20 protein-coding genes, 2 tRNA genes and 1 pseudogene are annotated in these 23,954 nt (G+C 72.5%); 5 read left to right on the top strand and 18 right to left on the bottom strand.

Annotated elements, in window-relative coordinates; translation table 11 throughout:
* The first annotated feature begins 175 nt into the window (after positions 1-175).
* Complete coding sequence (locus DT019_RS12920) at positions 176-637, top strand: pyridoxamine 5'-phosphate oxidase family protein (RefSeq protein ID WP_114036885.1); 462 nt, start codon at positions 176-178, stop codon at positions 635-637.
* Between the two features lie 28 nt (positions 638-665).
* On the opposite strand, the gene DT019_RS12915 is transcribed toward DT019_RS12920, so the two are convergent.
* The 5 genes from DT019_RS12915 to leuS all read right to left on the bottom strand — a co-directional run bounded on the left by DT019_RS12915 (position 666) and on the right by leuS (position 9,305).
* Complete coding sequence (locus tag DT019_RS12915; RefSeq protein ID WP_189389486.1) at positions 666-3,227, bottom strand: ComEC/Rec2 family competence protein; 2,562 nt, start codon at positions 3,225-3,227, stop codon at positions 666-668.
* Positions 3,224-4,381 carry a ComEA family DNA-binding protein gene (locus DT019_RS12910; RefSeq protein ID WP_114036883.1) on the bottom strand — a complete coding sequence of 386 codons (1,158 nt, stop codon included), beginning with the start codon at positions 4,379-4,381 and terminating at the stop codon, positions 3,224-3,226. The genes DT019_RS12915 and DT019_RS12910 overlap by 4 nt, the downstream gene beginning before the upstream one ends.
* Positions 4,382-4,599: 218 nt before the next feature.
* Positions 4,600-5,445 (bottom strand): DegV family protein, encoded by an 846-nt coding sequence (locus tag DT019_RS12905; protein ID WP_114036882.1) that lies wholly within the window; start codon positions 5,443-5,445, stop codon positions 4,600-4,602.
* A gap of 114 nt (positions 5,446-5,559) precedes the next feature.
* Complete coding sequence (locus DT019_RS12900; RefSeq protein WP_114036881.1) at positions 5,560-6,312, bottom strand: hypothetical protein; 753 nt, start codon at positions 6,310-6,312, stop codon at positions 5,560-5,562.
* Between the two features lie 119 nt (positions 6,313-6,431).
* Positions 6,432-9,305, bottom strand: coding sequence for a leucine--tRNA ligase (leuS, locus tag DT019_RS12895; protein ID WP_114036880.1), 2,874 nt, complete (start codon positions 9,303-9,305; stop codon positions 6,432-6,434).
* 391 nt (positions 9,306-9,696) lie between these two features.
* On the opposite strand from leuS, the gene DT019_RS40195 reads away from it, so the two are divergent.
* Complete coding sequence (locus tag DT019_RS40195; RefSeq protein ID WP_223279456.1) at positions 9,697-10,827, top strand: ferric reductase-like transmembrane domain-containing protein; 1,131 nt, start codon at positions 9,697-9,699, stop codon at positions 10,825-10,827.
* A gap of 28 nt (positions 10,828-10,855) precedes the next feature.
* Positions 10,856-12,415: an NADH-quinone oxidoreductase subunit NuoF family protein gene (locus DT019_RS12880; protein ID WP_114036879.1), complete on the top strand. Its 1,560-nt coding sequence runs from the start codon at positions 10,856-10,858 to the stop codon at positions 12,413-12,415.
* 105 nt (positions 12,416-12,520) lie between these two features.
* On the opposite strand, the gene DT019_RS12875 is transcribed toward DT019_RS12880, so the two are convergent.
* Positions 12,521-12,593 (bottom strand) — tRNA-Ala (locus DT019_RS12875).
* A gap of 116 nt (positions 12,594-12,709) precedes the next feature.
* On the opposite strand from DT019_RS12875, the pseudogene DT019_RS12870 reads away from it, so the two are divergent.
* Positions 12,710-13,984, top strand: a pseudogene (locus DT019_RS12870) (glycosyltransferase 87 family protein); the annotation flags it as partial.
* On the opposite strand, the gene DT019_RS12865 reads toward DT019_RS12870, so the two are convergent.
* From DT019_RS12865 to DT019_RS39530, 8 genes are all read right to left on the bottom strand, one after another.
* Positions 13,878-14,111, bottom strand: a complete 234-nt coding sequence (locus DT019_RS12865; RefSeq protein ID WP_114036878.1) for a hypothetical protein — start codon at positions 14,109-14,111, stop codon at positions 13,878-13,880. The pseudogene DT019_RS12870 and the gene DT019_RS12865 sit on opposite strands and share 107 nt — an antisense overlap.
* 340 nt (positions 14,112-14,451) lie before the next feature.
* Positions 14,452-14,524 (bottom strand) — tRNA-Ala (locus DT019_RS12860).
* Positions 14,525-14,636: 112 nt separating this feature from the next.
* Entirely contained in the window at positions 14,637-15,293 is a 657-nt protein-coding gene (locus DT019_RS12855) for a histidine phosphatase family protein (protein WP_114036877.1), read from the bottom strand.
* Entirely contained in the window at positions 15,290-15,727 is a 438-nt protein-coding gene (gene rsfS, locus DT019_RS12850; RefSeq protein WP_114036932.1) for a ribosome silencing factor, read from the bottom strand. The genes DT019_RS12855 and rsfS overlap by 4 nt, the downstream gene beginning before the upstream one ends.
* Before the next feature lie 92 nt (positions 15,728-15,819).
* Positions 15,820-17,490, bottom strand: coding sequence for an LCP family protein (locus DT019_RS12845; protein ID WP_114036876.1), 1,671 nt, complete (start codon positions 17,488-17,490; stop codon positions 15,820-15,822).
* Positions 17,491-17,536: 46 nt separating this feature from the next.
* Entirely contained in the window at positions 17,537-18,154 is a 618-nt protein-coding gene (gene nadD, locus DT019_RS12840) for a nicotinate-nucleotide adenylyltransferase (RefSeq protein WP_100578252.1), read from the bottom strand.
* A 37-nt stretch (positions 18,155-18,191) separates the two neighbouring features.
* A complete protein-coding gene (locus DT019_RS39535) occupies positions 18,192-18,356 on the bottom strand; it encodes a hypothetical protein (RefSeq protein WP_189389484.1) in 165 nt (54 codons plus the stop codon).
* 81 nt (positions 18,357-18,437) lie between these two features.
* On the bottom strand, positions 18,438-18,599 hold the full coding sequence (locus DT019_RS39530; protein WP_189389482.1) for a hypothetical protein: 162 nt from the start codon (positions 18,597-18,599) through the stop codon (positions 18,438-18,440).
* Between the two features lie 111 nt (positions 18,600-18,710).
* Here DT019_RS39530 and DT019_RS12835 point away from each other — a divergent pair, with 111 nt between their 5' ends.
* The gene (locus DT019_RS12835; RefSeq protein ID WP_223279455.1) at positions 18,711-19,817 is read left to right on the top strand and encodes a M48 family metallopeptidase; all 1,107 of its coding nucleotides are present in this window, start codon (positions 18,711-18,713) and stop codon (positions 19,815-19,817) included.
* Positions 19,818-20,017: 200 nt separating this feature from the next.
* Here DT019_RS12835 and DT019_RS12830 read toward each other — a convergent pair whose 3' ends face one another.
* The 4 genes from DT019_RS12830 to DT019_RS12815 all read right to left on the bottom strand — a co-directional run bounded on the left by DT019_RS12830 (position 20,018) and on the right by DT019_RS12815 (position 23,876).
* Positions 20,018-21,100, bottom strand: coding sequence for a hypothetical protein (locus DT019_RS12830; protein ID WP_114036875.1), 1,083 nt, complete (start codon positions 21,098-21,100; stop codon positions 20,018-20,020).
* Positions 21,101-21,278: 178 nt separating this feature from the next.
* Positions 21,279-21,962, bottom strand: coding sequence for a hypothetical protein (locus DT019_RS12825; RefSeq protein WP_114036874.1), 684 nt, complete (start codon positions 21,960-21,962; stop codon positions 21,279-21,281).
* 79 nt (positions 21,963-22,041) lie between these two features.
* Entirely contained in the window at positions 22,042-23,343 is a 1,302-nt protein-coding gene (locus tag DT019_RS12820) for a glutamate-5-semialdehyde dehydrogenase (RefSeq protein WP_114036873.1), read from the bottom strand.
* 74 nt (positions 23,344-23,417) lie between these two features.
* The gene (locus tag DT019_RS12815) at positions 23,418-23,876 is read right to left on the bottom strand and encodes a hypothetical protein (RefSeq protein ID WP_114036872.1); all 459 of its coding nucleotides are present in this window, start codon (positions 23,874-23,876) and stop codon (positions 23,418-23,420) included.
* Positions 23,877-23,954 lie beyond the last annotated feature (78 nt).

Genomic DNA, 23,954 nt, shown 5'->3' with positions numbered 1-23,954 from the left:
GTCCGTGTCGCCCAACGTGTCCTCGCGATGGCCGCCGCGATCTGGCGAAACCACAAGACTGGCGCCCCGACTCTCCGGTCGCTCATCGCATTCGATCACTGAACACATCGGACTCATTCGTCTAGGTCCGGCGCCCGAGGCACACGGCCCCCAACCGCCGCTAGCGTAACGGGACATGACGACACACGAGCCGGCGCGCAGCCGCGAACAGCGCAAGCAGGACGTCCTCGCCCGCCTCGAAAAGGACGAGGACGCCTGGGTCGCGACCGCCTCCCCCTCCGGTGAACCCCATCTCATGCCGCTCTCCTTCGTCTGGGAGGGCGGGACACTCCTGATGTGCACTCGCCTGACCAATCCCACCCTGCGCAACCTGCGGTCCGGCGACCGCCCGGTCCAAGTCACGCTCGGCCCCACCCGGGACGTCGTGCACATCACGGGCACCGCCACCGTCATCCCGACCGCCGAACTCCCCGCGGCCTCGGCTGACGCGTTCGCCGCCAAGGTCGTCTGGGACCCGCGCGACAGCGGCCCCGCGTACACCTACTTCCGGATCGTCCCCCGGCGCATCCAGGCCTGGCGCGAGGCCAACGAGATCGCCGACCGCGACCTGATGCTGGAGGGAGCCTGGCTTGTCTGACCCCCCGGGCCAGGACACGTGCCGCCCGTCACGGGTCGCGCCCCCGGGGCACCGCCCGCAGGGCGCCGCCCGCGCCGGTCACCGCGATGGCCCCGTCCGTGTCCGTGCGCAGCACCGCCGCGCCCCACGCGCGCAGTACGGCGACGGTGCCGGGAGCGGGATGCCCGTACCGGTTGCCCCGGCCGACCGAGATCAGGGCCAGCCTCGGGCGTACGGCTCTGAGCAGCGCCGGGTCCTGGTGCGCCGAACCGTGGTGGGCGACCTTGAGGACGTCCACCCGAGCGAGCCCGGGGTGCTGTCTCAACAGGCCGCGCTGTGCGGTTGGTTCGAGGTCGCCGGGCAGCAGCAGGGTCAGCCCCTCGGCGGTGCGGACGAGCAGGGTGACGCTCGCGTCGTTCGGCCCGTCCGGCACCGCTCCGGGCGTCGTCGGTGGCCACAGCACCTCCCACGACAGCCCGCCGAGCGCCCTCCGTTCGCCGTACCCGGCTCCCACCACCGGGACCCCTTCGGCGGCCGCGGTACGCCGGACGAACGCGGCCTGGTCGGGCGGTTCGGCGAACCCCGTCGTCTCGATCACGCCGACCGACCGCCCCCGCAGCACACCGGCGAGACCGCCCACGTGGTCGGCGTGGAAGTGGGTGAGCAGCAGCAACGGGATGCGGTTCACTCCGAGTTCGTGCAGGCAGCGGTCGACGGGCAGGGGCTCGGGCCCGGCATCGATGACCACCGCCGTCCCCGCCCCGGCGGCCAGCACCGTGGCGTCGCCCTGCCCCACGTCGCACATGGCGTACGACCACCCCGGCGGCGGCCAACCGGTGACGACCCGGGTCAGCGGGGCGGGCCGCACCACCGCGAGGAACAGCAGGAGCCCCAGCGCGGCGGCCGGCCAGGGGGAACGGGGCAGCCTCCTCACCACGAGCACGGCCATCACGGTGGCGACGGCGAGCAGCGCTCCTCCACGCCAGCCGCCCGGCCATCCCGACTCCGCCCCGGGCAGGCCCGCTCCGGTGCGGGCCACCCATGCGATCCAGCCGGCGGGCCAGCCCGCGCACCGGGCCAGCAGTGCGGCTACCGGCATCGCGACGGGCGCGACGGCCAGCGCGGCGAAACCCCCGACCGTCGCCAGCGCCGCCGCGGGCTCGGCCAGCAGATTGCAGGGCACGGCCACCAGGCTGACCCGCGCCGCGAACACCGCGACCACCGGCGCGCACACCGCCTGCGCCGCCGCGGCCGCCGCCAGCACCTCGGCGAGCCGGGGCGGCACACCCCGCCGTCTCAGTGCCGCGCCCCAGCCCGGCGCGATCGTGAGCAGCGCCCCGGTGGCGAGCACCGAGAGCAGAAAGCCGTAGCTCCGGGCCAGTTCGGGCGCGTACAGGACCAGGAGCAGTACGGCGGCCGCCAGCGCCGGGATCAGCGATCTGCGCCGGCCGGTGCCGATGGCCAGCAGCGTGACCAGGCCGCAGGCGGCGGCTCGCAGCACACTGGGTTCCGGTCGGCACACCACGACGAAGGCGAGCGTGAGCGCCCCGCCCAGTACCGCGGTGACCCGCAGGGAGATCCCGAGCCTCGGCGCGAGACCGCCCCGCTCGGCCAGCAGGGCCCGGCCCGGCGGTCCGATCAGCAGGGCGAGGATGATCGCGAGGTTGCTTCCGGACACCGCCATCAGATGCGTGAGGTCCGTCGCCCGGAAGGCGGCGCGCAGTTCGGGAGTCACGCGGGACGTGTCGCCGACGACCAGACCCGGCAGCAGCGCCCGCGCGTCCGGCGCCAGCCCTTCGCTCGCCCTGCGCAGCCCGTCCCGCAGCCCACCGGCCAGACGTTGCAGGCGAGTTGGCGGCCCAATGACGCGAGGCGGCCCGTTCGGCGCCTTCAGTACGGCGGCGATCCTTCCGTCGCCCGGCATGAGCCGCGCGGTCACCCGTACCCGGGTGGAGGGCAGCAGTTCCTGCCAGTTCGCGGGTGCGATCACCAGGACCGGCGTACTGACCTGCTCGACCCGGCCATCCGGCCCGAGCACGCGCGCCACCTCGGCGTCGACGACGACCGAGGCGCCACCCCAGCCCGCCGACCGGGTGGGGCGCGGGTCGGCGCGGACCACCAGCTCCACGGTGGCCTGCCCGAACTCCCGTGCCAGGCCCGGCAGTGGCCCTCGTCTGACCTCGGCGGCATGCAGTCCCCCGGCAACGATCCCGGCCGCCGCACAGACCAGCACGCCCGCGACAGCGCCTCGATACCTCCACAGTCCACCGACCCGGGCGGCCCCCATCGCCTCCGCATCACCATCGCCCCCGCCCGCTCCGAGCCCTTCCCCTTCCGCTTCCGGTTCCCCTTCCACGACGGGGCCCTGAGGCGGCGCGCTCCTGTGCCGCAGGGCCCGCCGGACGACTGGAGCGACCAGCGCCGCCGCCACGACCAGGCACACCACAGCGCTCCAACTCGCCACGCTCCCGGACCAGTTCACCGCAAGTGCCGTACCGCCCCAGGCGCCCAGCGCCGGGCCGACCAGGCGCAGGTCCGTGGGGCCTTCCCGGTGCGGGTTGGCCGCGCCGAGGCGGTGGCCCGACTCGGCATGGACCTCCAGGCGGTTCACAGCCGCACCAGCGGTTGCAGGTCGTTGAACCTGCGCTCACCGATCCCGTTGACCTCCCGCAGTTCGTCGACCGAGCGGAAGCCCCCGTGCTGGGTGCGGTAGTCCACGATGTGCTGTGCGAGGACCGGCCCGACGCCGGGCAGCCCGTCCAGCTGCTCCACCGAGGCGGAGTTGAGGCTGACGGGCCCGCTCGGCGTGCCGGGGGTGCCACCGCCCGCGCCGGGCCCCGCGGGCGCCGCGCCCGCCACTGCGGCCAGCACCTGCTCGCCGTCCGTGAGCAGCCGCGCCCGGTTGAGGCCGGTCAGGTCCGCGCCGTCGCGCACCCCGCCCGCCGCGGTCAGGGCGTCGGCCACCCGTGATCCTGCGGGCAGCCGGTAGACCCCGGGCCTTTGCACCTTGCCGCCGACGTCCACCACGAGCACGCTCGTCAGCGAGGGCGCCGCGTTCGCCACCGGCTGGGGCGTGGGTTCGCCACTCGCGCCGCGCCCCGGGCCGTGGCCCGCACCCTTCGCGTTCTTCGCGCCGGGGAACGGTGGCGCTGGTCCGTCGACCAGCTCCGGGGCGCGTACGGATTGCGGGCGCCCCGCCCAGAAGTGGTGCACGGCGAACCCCGCAGCGACCACCAGGACCACGCACAGCGCGGCCAGGCTGCGCGGCGCGAGGCCGAACCTCGTCTGCGCCCACAAGGGCAACCGCTCGCGCACCGCCGCCCAGGTCCGCTCACGAACGCCCGGCCCCGCCCCGTCCAAGGAACTGGGCTGCGCGGTGACCACAGGGCGCGGCTCGACAGTGGGACGACCGGGTCCGGCCGATGCGGCCGGGCTGACGAAGGTGGCCCGTGGGGCGGCAGCGGTGGAGCCGCGGAACTCCTTCGGTGCGGCCGGGGTCGCCGCGACCGCGCGCTCGGGCTCCCCAGGGGGTGCCAGTGCCGACTGCCCGAGCGCTCGTACCGTCGCGGCGACGGGTTCATGGGGTGGGGCCGCCATGCCCGGTGGCGGCGGGAGGAACAGCGCGTCCCCGCGGCTGCGCGCGGCCGAGCCGGAGGCCGGGACCTGGTCAAGGCGGCCGCGGGCTCGGCCCGCTCGGGCCCGGCCGTCCGAGCCGGGGGCCCGGCCCGGTCCACTCGTGGGGGTGCGTCGTGATCGGATTGCCATGTCACGAGACGTTAGGCACCCCCGCCCGATCTCGCCGAGCGCCATCAATTCCCGTGGAAAGCGCGGCAGTTGTGGATAACTCCGTCACCCACACGAGGGGTTGGAGCGGGCAGCTCGCCGGGTCGGGGCCCCGCCGTAGCCCCAGCACGGGTTGTCCAACGGCCGGGCCCGCCACGCGCCGACGCGATGGCCCCTGCCGTCGTTCCTCCCCCAGCTCCTCAGCGCGGCGAAACGATGGCGCCCAGCAGTCCCGGACCGGTGTGGGCGCCGATCACCGCTCCGACCTCGCTGGTGTACAGGTCGACCAGGCCCGGCACCCTGGCCCGCAGCCGATCGGCGAGGGCTGCGGCACGTTCCGGCGCGGCGAGATGGTGCACCGCGATGTCGACCGGGCTGCTCCCGGCCCGGTCGGCCACGATCTCCTCGAGCCGGGCGATGGCCCGGGAGGCGGTGCGCACCTTCTCCAGCATGTCGATCCGGCCGCCGTCGAGCTGGAGCAGGGGCTTGACGGCCAAGGCCGAGCCGAGCAGTGCCTGCGCGGCGCCGATCCGGCCGCCGCGGCGCAGATAGTCCAGGGTGTCGACGTAGAAGAAGGCGGAGGTCTCTCCGGCACGCTTCTCCGCTGCTGCCACCGCCTCGTCCAGGGTGCCCCCGGCGTCGGCGACCTGAGCCGCGGCCACTGCGCAGAAGCCGAGCGCCATCGCGACCATGCCGGTGTCTACCACCCGCACCGGCACCGGGGCGTCCTTGGCGGCGAGGACGGCGGCGTCGTAGGTGCCGGAGAGCTCGGCCGACAGATGCAGGGAGACGATTCCGGCGGCCCCCGCTTCCGCGACCTTCCGGTAGGCGGCCGCGAATACCTCGGGGCTGGGCCGGGAAGTGGTGACGGGGCGTCGCTTCTGCAGGGCCAGTGCCAGCGAGCGGGCCGAGATGTCCGTGCCCTCCTCCAGCGCCTGGTCGCCCAGGACGACGGTCAGCGGCACTGCGGTGATGCTGTGCCGCTCCATCGTCTGCGGCGGCAGATAGGCCGTTGAATCGGTGACGATCGCGACATGGCGGGACATGAGCGGGAGGTTACCCGCCAAGAACGCCGGGCGGCAGTCCGGCCCCGGTGGAATGATCAGTTCGGGTCAGCCGGGGGCGCCCTGTTCCACCGCTTTGACCTGGTGTTCGCCGACTCAGCTCGTTGCTTCGGGGCGCGGCGTCTTCTGCCACGGGTACGTCACCGGCGACTCGGCGGAGCCTATGGCCCGGGATGGCTGGGCCGGCGGCTCGGACCGGGGCCGCGAGGCCGCTTCCGGCGCCGAGGGCTTCGGGCCGCTCCGTGGGGACGCCGGGTCCTCCGCAAGGTCGCCCCAGGACGCGGGCTCGCCCGTCGTCGGCCCCTTCGTCGCCCAGTCCCGCAGCGCGCCGGACTCCATCTCGATCTGCTCGCTGAGCGAGGCGAGGTCGTCGTCGGCGAACTGGCGGGCGCGGTCCCGCGCCGCCCAGCGCAGCGAGTCCGCGGAGTGCGTGATGCGCTCGGTGCGCTCGCGCAGCTCCGGCATCCGGTCGGCGATCTTGCGCTTGTCGGGCTCCCGCTCCAGGCGCCTCAGCTCGTCGTCCAGTTCGTGGCCGTGCCCGCTGAGCCGCTCGAACAGGGCGAGGGACTCCTTCAGCGACTCGTCCTCCGCGAGGCGCGCGTGCAGCGCTTCCTGCGTGGCCCGCATCGAGGTGCGCAGGGAAAGCCGCAGCTGGGCGAGCTGGCCCGCGACGCCCGGCTGGCCCACGCTCTTGGCGCGCAGCGTGGTGTCCTCGACGGTCCTGCGGGCCTGTGTGACCGTGCGCTCCACTCCGCGCTTGGCGGCGCCGACCACCTTGACCGTCACGTACACGCCGAGCACCACGAAGGCGACGAACAGCAGCGCCATGATCAGGATCGCGGCTTCCATGAACGTCCCCTCGGTCGGTCGGCATCGTCCCCTCCACCGTAAACGGAACGGGCAGGCCGTGGGTTCCCTCGAAACCCCCAACCTGCCCGTAGGGGAAAGCCCCCAGTGCCGTTTCCGCTTTACGCGGGGACGATGTTCACCAGCTTCGGCGCCCGCACGATGACCTTGCGGATGCCCGCGCCGTCCAGCGCCGCGACGACGGCCTCGTCAGCCAGCGCCAGCTTCTCCAGCTCGTCGTCGGAGATGGCCGGCGGCACCTCCAGACGCGCCTTGACCTTGCCCTTGATCTGCACGACGCAGGTCACGGCCTCGTCCACGACGTAGGCCGGGTCGGCGACCGGGAAGTCGTGGTGCACCACGGAGTCGGTGTGGCCCAGCTTGCGCCACAGCTCCTCGGCGATGTGCGGGGCCAGCGGCGCGATCAGCAGCACCAGTTGCTCGGCGACGGATCGCGCCAGCGGGCCGCCCGCCTTGGTCAGGTGGTTGTTCAGCTCGGTGATCTTGGCGATGGCGGTGTTGAAGCGCAGCCCCGCCAGGTCACCGCCGGCGCCGTCGATCGCCTTGTGCAGGGCGCGCAGCGTCGCCTCGTCGGGCTCGGCGTCGGTGACGGTCACCTCGCCGGTCGTCTCGTCGACGATGTTGCGCCACAGCCGCTGCAGCAGCCGGTACTGGCCGACCACCGCGCGGGTGTCCCAGGGGCGCGAGACGTCCAGCGGCCCCATCGCCATCTCGTACAGGCGCAGGGTGTCGGCACCGTACTCGGCGCAGATCTCGTCCGGAGTGACCGCGTTCTTCAGGGACTTGCCCATCTTGCCCAGCTCGCGCTTGACCGGCTCGCCCGCGAAGAAGAACGTGCCGTCGCGCTCCTCGACCTCGGCGGCCGGCACCGGGAAGCCGCGGCTGTCCCGGTAGACGTACGCCTGGATCATGCCCTGGTTGTACAGCTTGTGGAACGGCTCGGACGACGAGATGTGGCCCAGGTCGAACAGCACCTTGGACCAGAAGCGCGCGTACAGCAGGTGCAGCACGGCGTGCTCGGCGCCGCCGACGTACAGGTCGACGCCACCGGTCGGCATGCCCTCGCGCGGGCCCATCCAGTACTGCTCGATGGCCGGGTCGACCAGCTGCTCGCCGTTGTGCGGGTCCAGGTAGCGCAGCTCGTACCAGCAGGAACCGGCCCAGTTGGGCATGGTGTTGGTCTCACGGCGGTACTTCTTGACGCCGTCGCCCAGGTCCAGCTCGACGTTGACCCAGTCCTCGTTGCGGGACAGCGGGGTCTCCGGCGAGGTGTCGGCGTCGTCCGGGTCGAAGGTGCGCGGCGAGTAGTCGTCGACCTCCGGCAGCTCCAGCGGCAGCATCGAGGCGGGCAGCGGGTGGGCGATGCCGTCCTCGTCGTAGACGATCGGGAAGGGCTCGCCCCAGTAGCGCTGACGGCTGAACAGCCAGTCGCGCAAACGGAAGTTGACGGTGCCCTCGCCGATGCCGCGCTCGGTCAGCCACTCGGTCATCTTCGCCTTGGCCTCGGCGACGCCCAGGCCGTCCACGGAGATCTCGCTGTTGGCGGAGTTGACCAGCTTCGCCTCGTAGGAGGCGAACGCGTCGTCCCACGTCGAGGCGTCCGTGCCGCGGCCGTCGGAGGGCTCCACGACGCAGCGCATGGGCAGCTCGAAGGCGCGCGCGAAGGCGAAGTCGCGGGTGTCGTGCGCCGGTACGGCCATGATCGCGCCGGTGCCGTACCCCATCAGCACGTAGTCGGCGATGAAGACGGGAACCTTTTCGCCGCTGACGGGATTGACGGCGAACGCACCGGTGAAGACGCCGGTCTTCTCCTTGGCGTCGGCCTGGCGCTCCACGTCCGACTTGGAGGCCGCGAACGCGCGGTACTTGGCGACGGCCTCGGCCGGGGTGGCGTGGCCGCCGGTCCACACCTCGTGGGTGTCCTCGGGCCAGGCGGCCGGGACGATGGAGTCGACCAGCTCGTGCTCGGGCGCCAGCACCATGTAGGTGGCGCCGAACAGGGTGTCCTGGCGGGTGGTGAAGACGGTGATGGCGTCCGACTCGCCGACCTTGAAGTCGACGCGGGCGCCCTCGGAGCGGCCGATCCAGTTGCGCTGCTGCAGCTTGATGGCGTCGGGCCAGTCCAGCGCGTCCAGGTCGTCCAGCAGGCGGTCCGCGTAGGCGGTGATGCGCATGTTCCACTGGCGCAGCTTGGACTTGAAGACCGGGAAGTTGCCGCGCTCGGAGCGGCCGTCGGCGGTGACCTCCTCGTTGGCCAGGACGGTGCCCAGGCCGGGGCACCAGTTGACGGGCGCGGCGGAGGCGTACGCCAGGCGGTACTCGCCCAGGACGTCGGCGCGCTCGGCGGCGCTCAGCGCGGCCCAGTCACGGCCGCCCGGGACCTCGCGGGTGCCGTTCTCGAAGGCGGCGACCAGCTCGGCGATCGGGCGGGCCTTCTGCGCCTCGGTGTCGTACCAGGAGTTGAAGATCTGCAGGAAGATCCACTGGGTCCACTTGTAGTACTCCGGGTCGATCGTCGCGATCGAGCGGCGCTTGTCGTGGCCCAGGCCCAGGCGGCGCAGCTGCCGCTTCATGTTGTCCATGGCGGCCTCGGTCGACACCCGGGGGTGCGTGCCGGTGGCGACCGCGTGCTGCTCGGCGGGCAGGCCGAACGCGTCGAAGCCCAGCGTGTGCAGCACGTTGTGGCCGGTCATGCGCTGGTGGCGGGCGTAGACGTCGGTGGCGATGTAGCCCAGCGGGTGCCCGACGTGCAGACCCGAGCCCGACGGGTACGGGAACATGTCCATGATGAACTTCTTGGTCCGGGCGACGACCGCCGGGTCACCGGCCAGGTCGCCGGTCGGGTTCGGCGCTGCGTAGGTGCCCTCGGCGTCCCAGAAGTCCTGCCAGCGTGCCTCGATGTCGGCGGCCATGGCCGCCGTGTAGCGGTGCGGCGCGGCCGTCTCTGCGGCGGCAGCGGTGTTCGTCTCGCTCATGTCCTCAAAGCTCCATCGATCGTCTCTGCCAGCGGGTTCGAGCGTTCGCCCGTCGATCCGTCATCGAATCGCCAAACGAAAAAACCCCTCGCACAGGAGGGGGCGCCGCGCCGAGTCCGACCGGATCTCTTCATCGGTCGGGAGTGTTCAGCGCGGCTCGCTAAGCAGAAGGCGTACGGCACGCATGGCGTCAGGGTACCGCAGGCCCCGCAACGCCCGCACCGAGTACCCCGTGGGGGTGCCGCCGCCCACCCTTGGGGTGCCGGGGGCGAGGTTACTCCGCGTACCGCCCTCTTCTGGGGCAACCGCTCAAACCCCGTACCGGCCGGTATGGGGCGACCTAGCATGCCGCCACGGGACCGCTTTGCCGAACCACTCGGAGTCGCCCCACATGAAACCTCGCCATCCGTTCACCCCGCACCGCCCGCGCCGGGCTCCGGCGCGGGGCCGCCCGGCCCGCAAGGGCGGGCTCTCCGCGGCCGCGCTGGGCGTCGTCGCCCTGCTCATACCGCCGCTGGCGCTCCTCTCCCCCGCAGGACTGCGCGCCGCACTGGACTTCACCGCCGGCGTCCTGTCGCTGGTCTCGCTCACCGCGTCCGTGGCCTGGGGCCTGCTCGCCACGGACCGGCTGTTCCTCACCCCGCGTCACCGCCTCATGGCGCAGGCCGTGCACCGGGCGACCGCCGTCGCCTCGATCGGGTTCCTGCTGCTGCACGTCACCGTCAAGATCGCGCTCGGCCATGTCGGCCTGCTCGGCGCGGTGGTCCCGTTCGGGCTCGGCGTCACCGGAGCGTCCGGCCTGATCGGCTTCGGCTCGCTCGCCGCGATCCTGATGGTCCTGACAGCCGTCACGGGCGCGATGCGCAGCGCGTTCGCCACCCCGGGCCGGATCGCGGCCCGCTGGCGGGCGGTGCACATGCTCGCCTATCCGGCCTGGTGCTCGGCCCTGGTCCACGGCCTGTACGCGGGGCGGCCGCCGGCCGGGTGGGTGGTCGCGATGTACGCCCTGAGTCTGGCGGGAGTGGCGAGCGCGCTGGCCGTACGCGCGCTGCCCCGGCCGGTGAAGCGCAGGATCACCGACCGGTTCGCGGCGCTGAGGCCGGGCCCGGAGAGCGAGCCCGCCGAACCGGCCGTGCCGCCGCGCCCGGCCGAGCCGCCCTCCTACGAGGCGTACGAGGCGCCGCCCTCTTATGAGGTCTCGTCTTATGAGGTCTCGTCCGAACCCCCCGACGCGGCGCGGCAGTTCCGGGAGAGCCACGCCCTGTACGAGCCCCCGCACGAGGCGCTGCCCCGCTACCGCCCCGCCCCCGAGCGGGAGGTCCGCGGCGACGCGGGCATCTCGGCGGCCTACCGTGCGGTCTCGCTGGCCCCGCCCACTCCCCCGGCCCCCCGGTGGCCCGCGCCCTCGCCGCGCCCGCCCGAGTCTCTGCGGGCCCCCGCGCCGACCGCCCCCTACCAGCCGCCGGCCGCCGGCGAGCCCTGGCCCTCCCAGCCGGGCTCCGCCTCCGGAGAACGCCCGTGACGGTGCCCGCGACAGCAGGAGTACGACCATGAACACGCCCCTCCCCGATGTCCCCGAGGTCCGCGTCGTCGGCCTGCCCCATCTGACCGCCGGTTTCGACCTCGTCGAGCGGCTGGCCCTGCCGATGCACCTCAAGGTGCACGGCCCCCTGAAGCCGGTCGACGGCGAACGCCTGGCCCAGCTCTGCGACGACATCGCCCTCACCGGCCGCGGCGGCGCGGGCTTCCCCTTCGGCCGCAAACTCCGCGCGGTCGCCTCCGCCGCGATCCGGCGCGGGATACGCCCGGTCGTCGTCGTCAACGCGAGCGAGGGCGAGCCCGCCTGCCGCAAGGACACCGTCCTGGTCTGCCGGGCCCCCCATCTCGTCCTGGACGGCGCGCTGCTGGCCGCCGAGGCGCTCGGCGCGCGCACCCTGGTCGTCGCCGTGACGCGTGATTCCACGGAGGCGTCCATGCGGGCCGCCTTCGCCGAGCGCGGCCTCACCGACAAGCGGAGCTCCGCGCTGCGCGCCCGGGTGGTGCGCACCCCCGAGCGGATGGTGTCCGGCGAGGCCTCCGCGGTGATCCGGGCGATCGACGGCGGCCCCGCCCTGCCGCCGGGGCGCCGCGAGCGGGCCGCCGAGTCGGGGGTCGGCGGCGCCCCGACGCTGCTCTCCAACGCCGAGACCTTCGCCCAGCTCGCCGTGGCCGCCCGGCTGGGCCCGCGCCGCTTCTGCAACACCGGCGAGCCGGCCGAGCCCGGCACCGTCCTGCTCACCCTGTCCGGGGCGGTCGCCCGGCCGATGGTCGTCGAGGTCCCGACCGGGGTGCCGCTGCGCTACGTCCTGCAGCTGGCGGGGGCGCCGTCGCTGCCCCAGGGCGTGCTGACCGGCGGCTATCACGGCAGCTGGCTGAATTCGGTGGCCGCTCACGACGCGGCCGTCTCGCGGGCCTCGCTCTCGGCGCTCGGCGGCGCGCTGGGGGCGGGCGCGATCCTGCCGATCGGGCCGGGGACCTGCGCGCTCGGGGAGGCGCTCCGGGTCGCCAACTGGCTGGCGGCCGAGACGGCGGGCCAGTGCGGCCCGTGCCGACTGGGCCTGCCGGCGGCGGCGGGCGGGCTCGCCGACCTGCTGCACGGTGGGGGCCCGGCCGCCCTGGAGGCGCTGCGCGCGGTGACGCAGGCCGTCAAGGGCCGCGGTGCCTGCAAGCATCCGGACGGCTCGGCGCGGTTCCTCGCCTCGACGCTGGCGGCGTTCACGGACGATCTGGCGGCGCATGTGCTGGCCGGGGGCTGCGGCCGGCCGACGGCGGGCGTGCTGCCGCTGCCGGGACCCGGCTATCAGGAGGAGGGCGTCCCGAGCGGCGAGAAGGTGCTGGTCGACTGGACGCTGTGCGAGGGCCACGGGCTCTGCGCGGACATCGTGCCGGAGCTGATCAGCCTCGGCCCGGATGGCTATCCGCTCGTCGCGGACGCCACGGTGCCGATGCATCTGCGGGGGCGCGCGCAGCGAGCGGTGCGCCGCTGCCCGGCGTTGGCGCTCCGGATCGAGCAGGCTCCCGCCGCGCTCCCCCAGATCACGCGCAAAGCCCTGGACAGCGGCCGGAGTTGACCGTTTCTGATCGATTCGGCGACCTAGGGGCGAGGCGCAGGCCCTGGAGGGGAGACACAACAAGAAGGCGGGCCATCCGATTCGGATGGCCCGCCTTCTTCACTGTGGAGCTAAGGAGAATTGAACTCCTGACCTCCTGCATGCCATGCAGGCGCTCTACCAACTGAGCTATAGCCCCTTGTTTTCCCGCCGCCCGGTTTCCCGCGGCGACATCGAGAACATTACACGGTCACCCCGGTGGTTCACCAAATCGGTTTCCGTTCTGTACGAAGAAGGACGGTAACGTCCACCTTCGTGACCGTGAAGGTGCTCGCGCACACCGCTGCCCGCCTCCCCTCCCCCCGCCGCCGCGTTCCGCCCGCCGCCCTCGTCTGCCTGCTCTCCTTCGCGGTGTTCTGGGCTGCTCAGCGGGCCGCCGGGGTCTCGATGATCGACCTGTTGGTCTACCGGGCGGAGGGCCGGGCCGTACGGGCCGGGGCCGACCTCTACGCGATGCGCGCGACCGGGGCCGGGCTGCCCACCACTTACCCGCCGTTCGCGGCGCTGCTGTTCACCCCCCTCACCCTGCCCGGCGTTCCGGCGCTGCGGGCCCTGGCGACCGTCGCGAACCTGGGGTTGCTGATCGCCCTGGCCGGGTTGTCGCTGCGGCTCGTGGGCCGGCCGCGCTCCTGCGCGGCGCTGTGGATCGCCGCGCTCGCCGTGTGGTGCGAGCCGGTGTGGACCACTTTGCGCTACGGCCAGATCAACCTCCTGCTCGCCGTCGCGGTGCTCTGGGACCTCACCCGCCGACCGGGCCACCGCTGGGCGGGCACCGGCATCGGCCTCGCCGCCGCGCTGAAACTCACCCCCGCCCTGTTCGCGGTGTTCCTGCTGATCACCGCCGTCGTACGGGCGAGGAGCGGCGGCAGCAGCCCTCCGCTCGGCACGGCTTTGAGGGCCGTCGCGGTGTTCTGCGCCGCCACGGCGGCGGCCGCGGTCGCCCTGCCTCACGACTCGTGGCGCTTCTGGACGTCGATGGTGTTCGAGGCGGGCCGGGTGGGCCATGCCGAGGACACCGCCAACCAGTCGCTGCGCGGAGTGCTGGCCCGGCTGCTGCACACCGGCGACCCCGGCCTCTGGTGGGCGGTGGTGGCGGTCGTCACCACGGCGCTGGGGCTCGCCGTCGCCGTACGCGCCGATCTGCGCGGGGAGCGGGCGTGGGCGGTGGCGGCCTGCGCGGTGACCGCGCTTCTGGTGAGCCCCGTCTCCTGGTCGCACCACTGGGTGTGGTGCGTGCCGGTGGTGGTGGTGCTGGCCGCGGAACGTTCGCGCTGGGCGCTGCTGGGCACGGTCTTCTGCTCGTACGCGCTGTGGTGGGTCCCGCACGGCGCCCATCGGCCCGAACTCGCGCAGAGCGGCGGGCAGATGGCGCTCTCGGCGCTCTATCCGCTGGCCGGCGTGGTGTTCCTGGTGCTGGCGGCGGTCAGGCCGTGGCGAAGGAGTAGAACCGCTTCAGCGTGCAGTGGGCCTCCAGGAGGCGGCCGTAGATCGGCTCCCCTTCGAGTTCCCGATACGTCTCGATCGGGTCGCCCTTTATGACCAGTGCCCTGGCGCATTCCTCGCACCAGTACTGGTAGTCGGTGTTGACCGGATCCATGTCCCTGACGATGGGCGTACCGCTGCCGCACCAGTCACATTTCCGCCTGTGGGCACCCATGTCAGCTCCAGCTGTGACCGCAGGCCGTACACACGTAGGACACCCCGCCGTTGTCACCGAGCATCTGGGCGACGTGCGCCGATCCGCAGGAGGGACAGCTCAGGCGGGCGCCGGACGAGACGGCTTCGGGCCCGCGGGGCGGTTCCGGGAATTCTTCGCGACTCGCGGGCATCGCGCACTCCCTCCCGTTCGGTCCGTCGTCCCCCTCCGGCCGTCCCGATTCTGCCATGTCCTCGCAAGGGGGTCAGTGCTGTCGCCGTAGGAGACCGGCCACGCCGGGCCGGCGCACGCGGCGCACAACAAGAAGATCCCGCCCCCACGAGGGGACGGGATCCGATTGTGGAGCTAAGGAGAATTGAACTCCTGACCTCCTGCATGCCATGCAGGCGCTCTACCAACTGAGCTATAGCCCCGCTGTCCGCTTCGTTTCCGCTTCTTCGGCGGTCCCGCGCTGCGAACAAGAAGAACTCTAGCCTGTGACCTGCCGGAAAGTGAAATCCGGCTGCCACCGCCCCTGAGCAGGGCTTAGTCGTCGTCTCCGAGGACCGGCTCGGGGAGCGTTCCGGCGTTGTGCTCGAGCAGGCGCCAGCCGCGCGCGCCCTCGCCGAGGACGGACCAGCAGCAGTTGGAGAGCCCGCCAAGGCCCTCCCAGTGGTGCGCCTCCAGGCCGAGCAGGCGGCCGATGGTGGTGCGGATGGTGCCGCCGTGGCTGACGACGACGAGGGTGCCGCCGTCGGGCAGCTTGTCGGCGTGGCGCAGCACGACCGGGGCGGCCCGGTCGGCGACCTCGGTCTCCAGCTCGCCGCCGCCCCGGCGGACGGCCTCGCCGCGCTTCCACGCCGCGTACTGCTCGCCGTACCGGGCGACGATCTCCTCGTGCGTGAGCCCCTGCCAGGCGCCCGCGTACGTCTCACGCAGCGCCGAGTCGTGCTCGACCGGCAGGCCCGTGACGGCCGCCAGCTCGGCGGCGGTGGCGGCGGCCCGCTGGAGGTCGGAGGCGACGATCGCGTCGGGCTTCAGGGCGGCCAGCAGGCGGGCGGCGCGGTGCGCCTGCCCGATGCCGGTCTCGGTCAGCTCGATGTCCGTGGAGCCCTGGAAGCGGCGCTCCAGGTTCCAGGCCGTCTGGCCGTGCCGCCACAGGACTATCCGGCGGCCCCGGCCGCCCTTGGTGGTTCCGTTCAGCTCAGCTCACCGTCCGCTTCGTCGGCCCCGGTCAGCGCGGCGTGCTCGGCCGCCTTGCCCCGGGTCTTCAGGGCGTCCTCGGGCAGCGGGAGCTCCGGGCAGTCCTTCCACAGGCGCTCCAGGGCGTAGAAGACGCGCTCCTCGCTGTGCTGGACGTGCACGACGATGTCGACGTAGTCCAGCAGGATCCAGCGGGCGTCGCGGTCGCCCTCGCGGCGCACCGGCTTGGCGCCGAGCTCCTTGTTCAGCCGCTCCTCGATCTCGTCGACGATCGACTTGACCTGGCGGTCGTTGGGCGCGGAGGCGAGCAGGAAGGCGTCGGTGATCGACAGCACGTCGCTGACGTCGTACGCGATGATGTCGTGCGCGAGCCGGTCGGCAGCCGCCTGGGCGGCGGCGGTGATGAGCTCGATGGAACGGTCCGTGGCGGTCACAAGCAGGCTTTCGTCGGCGGTCAGATCCAATCAGATCGATTTCCAGGATCTCACGGACCGCCGACAGCCCCGAAAGGATGACGTCCGGGCCCTCACTGCGGGGCCTTGTAGTCCTTGCCGACGACGACCGACACGTCGGCGTTGGCGGCCGCCTTGCCCTGCTTGACGGCGCTGTCGGGCAGGCCGAGGGTCTTGGCGACCTCGGCCGCCTTCGCCTTCTGGCCCGCGTCCGCGTACAGGACCTGCGACGTGGCCTCCGTACCCCCGCTTCCGGCGTCGACGAACGCGTAGCCGCCGTTGATCAGGGCGACCCGTACGGCCTCGGTCGTCTTCGGGTTGCCGGTGGCGTTCTTCACGCCCACCCGCACCGCCGATCCCTGGTCGGCCCCGCCGCCGAGCCGGCCGCCCAGGACGTCCTTGACCACGCTGTCGGTGGCCTGCTGGCTGAGCGTGCCGTCGGGCTGCACGGGAAGGACGGCCGTCTTGTAGGCGCCGATCTTGGCGTGCTCGGCGAGCTTGGCCAGGGAGGCGCCGAGGTCGGCCTCGGGCAGCGACGGGTCGAGGATCTGCGCGAGCGTCTGGACGGTGATGGTGGCCGCCTTCGGATCGTCGGAGATCTTGCGCAGCACGCCGTACATCACCGCGCCGAACCGCTGGAGCTGCTTGGCCTCGGGTTCGCCGGGGGCGCGGTAGGTGGCGTAGGCGATGGCCATCTGACCGGAGAGCGTCTGGTCGTCGCCCTTCTTGACCAGCGGGTCGCCGCCCTGCTTGGGGCCGGGGACGTCCGCGTCCGTACTGATGTCGATGTTCCCGACGAGGTCGACGAGGTTTTCCAGGTACGGGGTGTCCAGCCGCCAGGTTCCGGTGATCTTGGCACCGAGGAGGGTGGAGAGCGACTCGCGGGTGCCCTGCGAGCCGTCCGTGTCCACCGACTTGCCCAGAGTGGTGCGGCTGCCGTCGTCGTTGGACAGGGCCAGCGAGTTGGGCAGCAGCACCGTGGTGCCCTGCTTGGTGGTCACGTTGTTGACGAGGAGCGCCGTGGAGGTGCCGCCCGCCTTGGTGTTGTGCAGGTGCACCACGATCACGTCGCGCTTCTGCGCCCCGACGGCGGTGGCGCCGCCCTTCTTCTCGTCCGAGGAGGACGACAGCCCGGGCAGCTTGCCCGCGAACCAGAGGTAGCCGACGCCACCGGCCACCACCAGGGCGAGCGCCACCACGAGCGCGACGACCCTGTTGCGGCCGCGCCGCTTGGCCTCCTCGCGGCGCTCGCTGCGGCTCTCGGTGAACTTGAGCCAGTCGATGACGTCCTCGGACTCCTCGTCGGGCTCCTCGATGAACGAGAACTGCTCGGTGCGGTAGTCGCGTTCGCCGCCCTCGGCGTGCTCGTCCCGGCGCTGCTGCGGCAGCACGGGCGCGCCCTGCGGCTCCGCGACGGGTTCCGGCTCCGGAGGTGCCTGGCCGGGCTGCTGCCGCGCGCCGCCGTAGTCGTGACCGTAGTCCTGCTGCGCGAACTGCTGGGCCTGCTGCGCCTGTTGGGGCTGCTGGGCCTGTTGCGCGTACGGGTCGTACGTCGACTGCTGCGGGACATACGCCTGGTCGTACCCGTACCCCTGCTGCTGTTGTTGCTGGGGTTCCTGGGGCTGGGCGTAGGGGTCGTAGGCCTGCTGCTGCGGCTGGACCTGCTGGTACACCGGCCGGCCGTACTCGTCGTACCCGACCAGCTGCACCTGGGGCGCGTACGGGTCGTACTGGCGGTCGTTCACCGATGGCCTTCTCTCACTCGCCGACGTGCAGGCGGTACGGCTGGTCTCACTCGCCGCGATACAGCTGGCGCTTGTCGATGTAGCGGACCACACCGTCGGGAACCAGATACCAGACCGGGTCGCCCTGCGCGACCCTCGCCCGGCAGTCCGTCGACGAGATCGCCAGAGCGGGCACCTCCACCAGCGAGACCCCGCCCTCGGGCAGCCCGTCGTCCGTCAGGACGTGACCGGGCCGGGTCACGCCGATGAAGTGGGCCAGCGAGAACAGTTCCTCGGCGTCGCGCCAGGTCAGGATCTGGCCGAGCGCGTCGGCTCCGGTGATGAAGAACAGGTCCGCGTCGCTGTTGCGTTCGCGCAGGTCCCGCAGGGTGTCGATGGTGTACGTCGCGCCGCCGCGGTCGATGTCGATGCGGCTGACGGAGAACTGCGGGTTGGACGCGGTGGCGATGACCGTCATGAGATAGCGGTCCTCGGCCGGTGAGACCAGCTTGTGGCTCTTCTGCCACGGCTGCCCGGTCGGTACGAACACGACCTCGTCCAGATGGAACTGCGACGCCACCTCGCTGGCGGCCACGAGGTGTCCGTGATGGATCGGATCAAACGTTCCGCCCATCACGCCGATGCGTCGCTTCACCGGACCGGTAGGCACTTCCTGCTCTCCCATGCGTGCAGAGCCTACTGGCCCGGCTTTCGGCCCCGACTCAGCGGTCGCGGTTGAAGCGGGTGGTGATCCAGAGCAGCAGGAGCAGGGCGACCAGCGCGCCGCCGCCCGTCATCCAGGGCTGCAGGCTTTCGTGGTTGCCGCCCCCGTGCTCGGCGCCTTCGGCGAGCGAGACCAGGTTGGCGGCGGTGCTGTGGAGGCTCATCTTCGGCAGGACCTATCCGGGAGTCGGGGCGGAGACTTCGCCCACATCGTATGCGGGCGGTCCGGGCACGCTCACGCCGACTCAGTCGTTCTTGTTGTCGTCGCCGCCGTTCGAGCGGTATCCGCGCAGCAGGAACCAGGCCAGCAGGGCTGCTCCGACCATGGAGCCGAGCAGCAGGATCCGCAACAGGGCGCCCGGCCCTTGGCCGGAAGCGGCAGCGAGAACGGTGGCGACGTCCGGCATGGCAGGTCTCCTCGAAAGTTATCCACAGGCCCCCGGGCCACGGTATCGCCACCACCTAATGTGGATGACGTCAGGGGGACGAGCCGACGACTCGAACGACAGGGGGCACCCATGACCGAGGACATCAACGACACCGTGCCGAGCAGGCAACGGCGCAGATTCCCCGGGATCTCCTCCCGGGCCTACGAGCACCCCGCGGACCGCTCGGCGCTGGTCGCGCTGCGCAAGCTGTCCGGGTTCGACACGGTCTTCAAGGCCCTCAGCGGGCTGCTGCCCGAGCGGAGCCTCAGACTGCTCTTCCTGTCGGACTCGGTGCGGGTGGGCGACGCCCAGTTCGCGCACCTCAACGACATGCTGCGGGACGCCTGTTACATCCTGGACCTGGAGAAGGTCCCCCCGATGTACGTCACACAGAACCCGCAGCCGAACGCGATGTGCATCGGGCTCGACGAGCCGATCATCGTGGTGACGACGGGCCTGGTCGAGCTCCTCGACGAGGAGGAGATGCGCGCGGTCGTCGGCCACGAGGTGGGCCACGCCCTCTCCGGCCACTCCGTGTACCGCACGATCCTGCTCTTCCTCACCAACCTCGCGCTGAAGGTCGCCTGGATCCCGCTGGGCAATGTCGCGATCATGGCGATCGTCACGGCGCTGCGCGAATGGTTCCGCAAGTCGGAGCTGTCCGCGGACCGGGCGGGCCTGCTGGTGGGCCAGGATCTGCACGCCTCGATGCGGGGGCTGATGAAGATAGCCGGTGGCAACCACCTGCACGAGATGAACGTGGACGCGTTCCTGGAGCAGGCCGAGGAGTACGAGGCGGGAGGCGACCTGCGCGACTCCGTGCTGAAGATCCTCAACGTGCTGCCCCGCTCCCACCCGTTCACCACGGTGCGCGCGGCCGAGCTGAAGAAGTGGGCACAGACCCGCGACTACCAGCGGATCATGGACGGCCACTACGCGCGCCGCGACGAGGACAGGGACACCTCGGTCAGCGACTCGTTCCGGGAGTCCGCGGCCTCGTACGCCGACGCGGTCAAGAGCAGCAAGGACCCGCTCATGAAGCTCGTCGGCGACATCGCCGGCGGCACGGCGGACCTGGGCGGCAAGCTGCGCGACAAGTTCACGGGCACCGGCCCGCGCCCCTCGGACAAGCCCTCCGGCCCGGACACGGAGGCGACCGACGGCAAGGGGGAGCGGAACGGCAAGGGGGAGAACTGAGAAGGGGAGGACTGAGCGAGGCCTGATTGAGGACTGACAGCGGGGCGGCCTGCGGAGGGGCGGGAGGGCTGAGGGCGCGGACTGGCGAGCCCTGGCTGACGAGCTGATGGTGGGGTGGCTCGGGGCATGGCCCAGCCGAGGGGCGACCAGGGGTGTCCTGCTGACACGCAGGCCGAACGCCGGGGAGGGTCTGCGCCGGGTCAACCGGGGGTGGTCGAGGGCTGGGCGCCCGCCGCCAGGGTGCCGCAGAGTGCTTCCGGAGCGGGACCGATCGCGTACGGGTCGGTGCCGGCCGGGCTCTGGGCGCTCGCCCGCTCCCCCGCCAGGAGCGGGCGCAGCAGGCCCGCCACGTCGGCCGAGCAGGCCTGGGGACCGGCCTCGACGGTGCTGGCCTGGAGCTCCGTCCGGTTGAGCCGCAGGTCCTCGCGGTCCAGGCGGAAGTGGAGCTCACGGCGGACGGTGAACAGCGAGGCGTCGGTGGTGTGGGGCCCGTCCCCGACCGGGTGCAGGGCGTACACGAAGACGTAGTCGGTGGCGACCTCGAGCGCGTCCGGTCCGGACTCCGCGTAGCTCATCGAGCCCTGGACCCTGATCCGGGGATCGGCCAGGGCCACCTTGGTCGGATCGAAGCGCACCAGCCAGCCGGTCGCGGAGTGGCGGCCGTCGTCGACCGGGCTGGCCACGCTCTGGTCGAACTGGGCCATCAGATCGGGGTCGAGCAGCACCCGGATCTGGTGGACCGGGCCGCCGGAGAGGACATCCGGGTCCAGGGACGACTTGACCAGGTAGTCCTTGGCGATGGACAGGGCGTTCATCACCTGGGCCTCGGAGAAGTGCGCGGTCTTGGTGGCCGAGGGCAGGTTGATGCCGGAGCCGCCGGTACGGAACTGGGCGGCCGGGCTGTGCGAGAAGAGCTGCTCCGCGTCGCCGCCGGGCACCGGGCCCTGCGGAGCGAGCGGGATCACGGTCATCCGCAGCGGCTCGGGGTGGCTGGTGGGCGGCGGGTCGTAGGGGTGCCGGATGCCCATGTAGATGGCGGTGCTGAAGGCTATGAGGAGCAGCAGGACCAACGCGACGGCGGGTTTGGAGGATGCCCTGAGGGACCAGCTGGGACGGGACCGTACGGCCCGGGCGTGCTCGCGCATGCGCTCCTGGGCGGAGAACTCCTGGAGGCGGGCAGCACGGACGAACGATTCGTCGAAGACGACGGACCCGTACTCGTCGTCACCACCGCCGGGGAGGCCCTCCGGTGTCCCCTCGGGTGGCTCTCCGCGCCCTGCCATACCTTCAGGGTAGGTCTGGTGAGGGAAAGGTAAACGCGCTGGTACACGACAACTTCTGACGAGTTCCTACGGGGATCTACAGATGCTGTTCAGGGGGGCGGGGCGGGTGGGGTGGGGGGCGGGGGGGAGGGGCCCCCACCCCGTCGACCGCAAGCCCTCGCCCCCACCCCGAAGCCCCCTAAGGCACCCGCGGCACCGCCGGGACAGGTGGGGCGCCATAGTCGGCCGAGGCGGAGGCCGAGGCAGAACTGGAGGCGGCGGTGGAGGGGGTGGCGGGGGCGGCGCCGAGGGGTGGGCCCAGGTCGCCGGAGCTGCCGGGGACGGCGGCGGTGCCGGGTCCTGCCGCGTTGGTGGGGTTGTCGACGTTGCTGGTGGCCGGGGGCGGGGCCTTGTCCTCGTGGTCGGACGTGGCGCCCCGGTAGACGGCCGAGAAGGCCAGGGCGATCATGCCGATGCCCATGACGACGGCGAGGAGCCAGGCGACGGGGCGGTGCCAGCGGGCGCGGCCGCGGTAGGGGCGCAGGGCGCCGCCGTGGCGGCCGTAGGGTCCCGCTTCGGCGCCGCCGGACAGGCCGGGTCCGCCGAGGTCGTCCGGGTCGCGGCCGGGCCGGTAGGGGTCGTAGTCGTCGTACGGCTCGTCGTCGGGGGCTCCGCCGCCCGCGCGGGCGCGGGCCGCCTCCGCCTCGGCGCGGGCCTGGGCGGCGGCGAGCAGGCGCTCGACGGCGCTCGGTTCGTGGATCTCGGCGGCTCGTACGAAGTCCTCGTCGAACACCACGGAGGCGAAGTCATCGTCCGCGCCCCCGCGGTCGTCGTCGGGCTCCCAGCCGTCCGGGAACGGCCCGCCCCCTACGTCGTCCGGCACGCGTTCAGCGTAGCCCCGGGCAGTCGTTTTGGGCAGGGAGTGGCCGAACTCGCCCCCTTCGACGGGGAGTTGCGTGCCGTTACCGGATGTGACCGTCGCCGGTCACGATGTACTTCGTCGAGGTCAGCTCGGGCAGTCCCATGGGGCCGCGGGCGTGCAGCTTCTGGGTGGAGATGCCGATCTCGGCGCCGAATCCGAACTGGCCGCCGTCGGTGAACCGGGTGGAGGCGTTGACGGCGACGGTCGTGGAGTCGACCAGCTGGGTGAAGCGGCGTGCGGCGGCCTGGGAGGTGGTGACGATGGCCTCGGTGTGCCCGGAGGTCCACCGGCGGATGTGGGCGACGGCGGCGTCGAGGGAGTCGACGACCGCGGCTGCGATGTCGTACGAGAGGTACTCGGTCTCCCAGTCCTCGGCGGTGGCCTCGACGACGGTGGCCTTGGCGGCGTCGGCGTATGCCCGCACCCGCTCGTCGGCGTGGACGGTGACGCCGGCGTCGGCGAGTGCGTCCAGGGCGCGGGGCAGGAAGGCGTCCGCGATGTCCTGGTGCACGAGGAGGGTCTCGGCGGAGTTGCAGACCGAGGGGCGCTGCGCCTTGGAGTTGATCAGGATGTCGACGGCCATGTCGAGGTCGGCCTGGGCGTCGACGTAGACGTGGCAGTTGCCGGTGCCGGTCTCGATGACGGGGACGGTGGATTCCTCGACGACGGTGCGGATGAGGGAGGCGCCGCCGCGCGGGATGAGGACGTCCACGAGGCCGCGGGCGCGCATGAGTGCGCGGACCGAGTCGCGGGATTCGCCGGGGACGAGCTGGACGGCGTCGGCGGGCAGGCCCGCGGCGCCGACGGCGTCGCGCACCACGTCCACCAGCGCGGTGTTGGAGGCGTACGCGGAGGAGGAGCCGCGCAGCAGGACGGCGTTGCCGGACTTGAGGCAGAGGGCGGCGGCGTCCACGGTGACGTTGGGCCGGGCTTCGTAGATGATGCCGACGACGCCGAGCGGGACGCGGATCTGCCGGAGGTCGATGCCGTTGGGCAGGGTGGAGCCGCGGACGACTTCGCCGACGGGGTCGGGCAGGGCGGCCACGTCGCGTACGTCGGAGGCGATGGCGCGGATCCGGTCGGGGGTGAGGGTGAGCCGGTCGATGACGGTCTCGCTGGTGCCGGTCTCGCGGGCCTTGGCGACGTCCACGGCGTTGGCCTCGACGATCTCGGCGGTCCGTGCTTCGAGGGCGTCGGCGATGGCGAGCAGTGCCTCGTCCTTGGCCGCGCGCGGAAGTGGCGCGATCTCGGCGGCCGCGGCGCGGGCCCGGTGGGCGGTCCTGGTGACCGGGGACATGTCGTCGGAGGGGGTGGCCGGGGAGGGCGAGGGGAGCGAAACCATGTCGGCAGACTAATGGGCGGCGGGTGGTCGTCCGGCCCGTGTTCCGCTCCCCGAGACGCGGCCGGGGAGCGGGCTCAGAAAGGGTGGACGCCGACGGGGGCGGCCGGTGGCGGGCCGTATCCCTCGGCGAGTCGCTGGTGGTAGGTGCCGCGGTCGATCACTTCGAGGCCGACGATCTCCCATGGCGGCAGCTTGGCGGTGGAGCGGTGTTCGCCCCACAGGCGCAGCGCGACGGCGGCCGCGTCGTGGAGGTCGCGGGCCTCTTCCCAGTAGCGGATCTCGGCGTGGTCGTTGGCGTATCTGCTGGTCAGCAGGAACGGGTGGTCGTGGGCGAGCTGTTCGAGGCCGCGGCGGACCTCTTTCAGCGGGGCCTCGGCTCCCGACACGCTCAGCGTGATGTGCCACAGCCTGGGGGTGTCCCCGGGCTGTTCGTGTACCTCTCTGCGTTCGACGTCGGCCCCCGTCCCCACACTGGTCAGGGTCCGCTCAGCCGTCGTCCCTCGGGGCGCCGCCCCCGGGCGCGCTCGTCTCACCGGCGGCCTCCTGTGCTGCTGTGTGCGATGCGGTGCGGTACTGCGCGGGTTGCCGTCCCGCGCGTACCCCCGCTTCAA

The organism is Streptomyces sp. SDr-06, assembly GCF_003324565.1.
Classification (GTDB): Bacteria; Actinomycetota; Actinomycetes; order Streptomycetales; family Streptomycetaceae; genus Streptomyces.
Note: the sequence above shows the minus strand (reverse complement) of the source record. Positions and strands in the feature narration are given on the sequence as shown.

Excerpts from the sequence above, each read along its gene's own strand:
- leuS (WP_114036880.1), bottom strand. The coding sequence starts at position 9,305 with ATGAGCGAGACGAACACCGCTGCCGCCGCAGAGACGGCCGCGCCGCAC.
- DT019_RS40195 (WP_223279456.1), top strand. The coding sequence starts at position 9,697 with ATGAAACCTCGCCATCCGTTCACCCCGCACCGCCCGCGCCGGGCTCCG.
- DT019_RS12835 (WP_223279455.1), top strand. The coding sequence starts at position 18,711 with ATGACCGAGGACATCAACGACACCGTGCCGAGCAGGCAACGGCGCAGA.
- DT019_RS12905 (WP_114036882.1), bottom strand. The coding sequence starts at position 5,445 with ATGTCCCGCCATGTCGCGATCGTCACCGATTCAACGGCCTATCTGCCG.
- DT019_RS12830 (WP_114036875.1), bottom strand. The coding sequence starts at position 21,100 with ATGGCAGGGCGCGGAGAGCCACCCGAGGGGACACCGGAGGGCCTCCCC.
- DT019_RS12880 (WP_114036879.1), top strand. The coding sequence starts at position 10,856 with ATGAACACGCCCCTCCCCGATGTCCCCGAGGTCCGCGTCGTCGGCCTG.
- nadD (WP_100578252.1), bottom strand. The coding sequence starts at position 18,154 with ATGGGAGAGCAGGAAGTGCCTACCGGTCCGGTGAAGCGACGCATCGGC.
- DT019_RS12900 (WP_114036881.1), bottom strand. The coding sequence starts at position 6,312 with ATGGAAGCCGCGATCCTGATCATGGCGCTGCTGTTCGTCGCCTTCGTG.
- DT019_RS12820 (WP_114036873.1), bottom strand. The coding sequence starts at position 23,343 with ATGGTTTCGCTCCCCTCGCCCTCCCCGGCCACCCCCTCCGACGACATG.
- DT019_RS12865 (WP_114036878.1), bottom strand. The coding sequence starts at position 14,111 with ATGGGTGCCCACAGGCGGAAATGTGACTGGTGCGGCAGCGGTACGCCC.
- DT019_RS12920 (WP_114036885.1), top strand. The coding sequence starts at position 176 with ATGACGACACACGAGCCGGCGCGCAGCCGCGAACAGCGCAAGCAGGAC.
- DT019_RS39530 (WP_189389482.1), bottom strand. The coding sequence starts at position 18,599 with ATGCCGGACGTCGCCACCGTTCTCGCTGCCGCTTCCGGCCAAGGGCCG.
- DT019_RS12910 (WP_114036883.1), bottom strand. The coding sequence starts at position 4,381 with ATGGCAATCCGATCACGACGCACCCCCACGAGTGGACCGGGCCGGGCC.
- DT019_RS39535 (WP_189389484.1), bottom strand. The coding sequence starts at position 18,356 with ATGAGCCTCCACAGCACCGCCGCCAACCTGGTCTCGCTCGCCGAAGGC.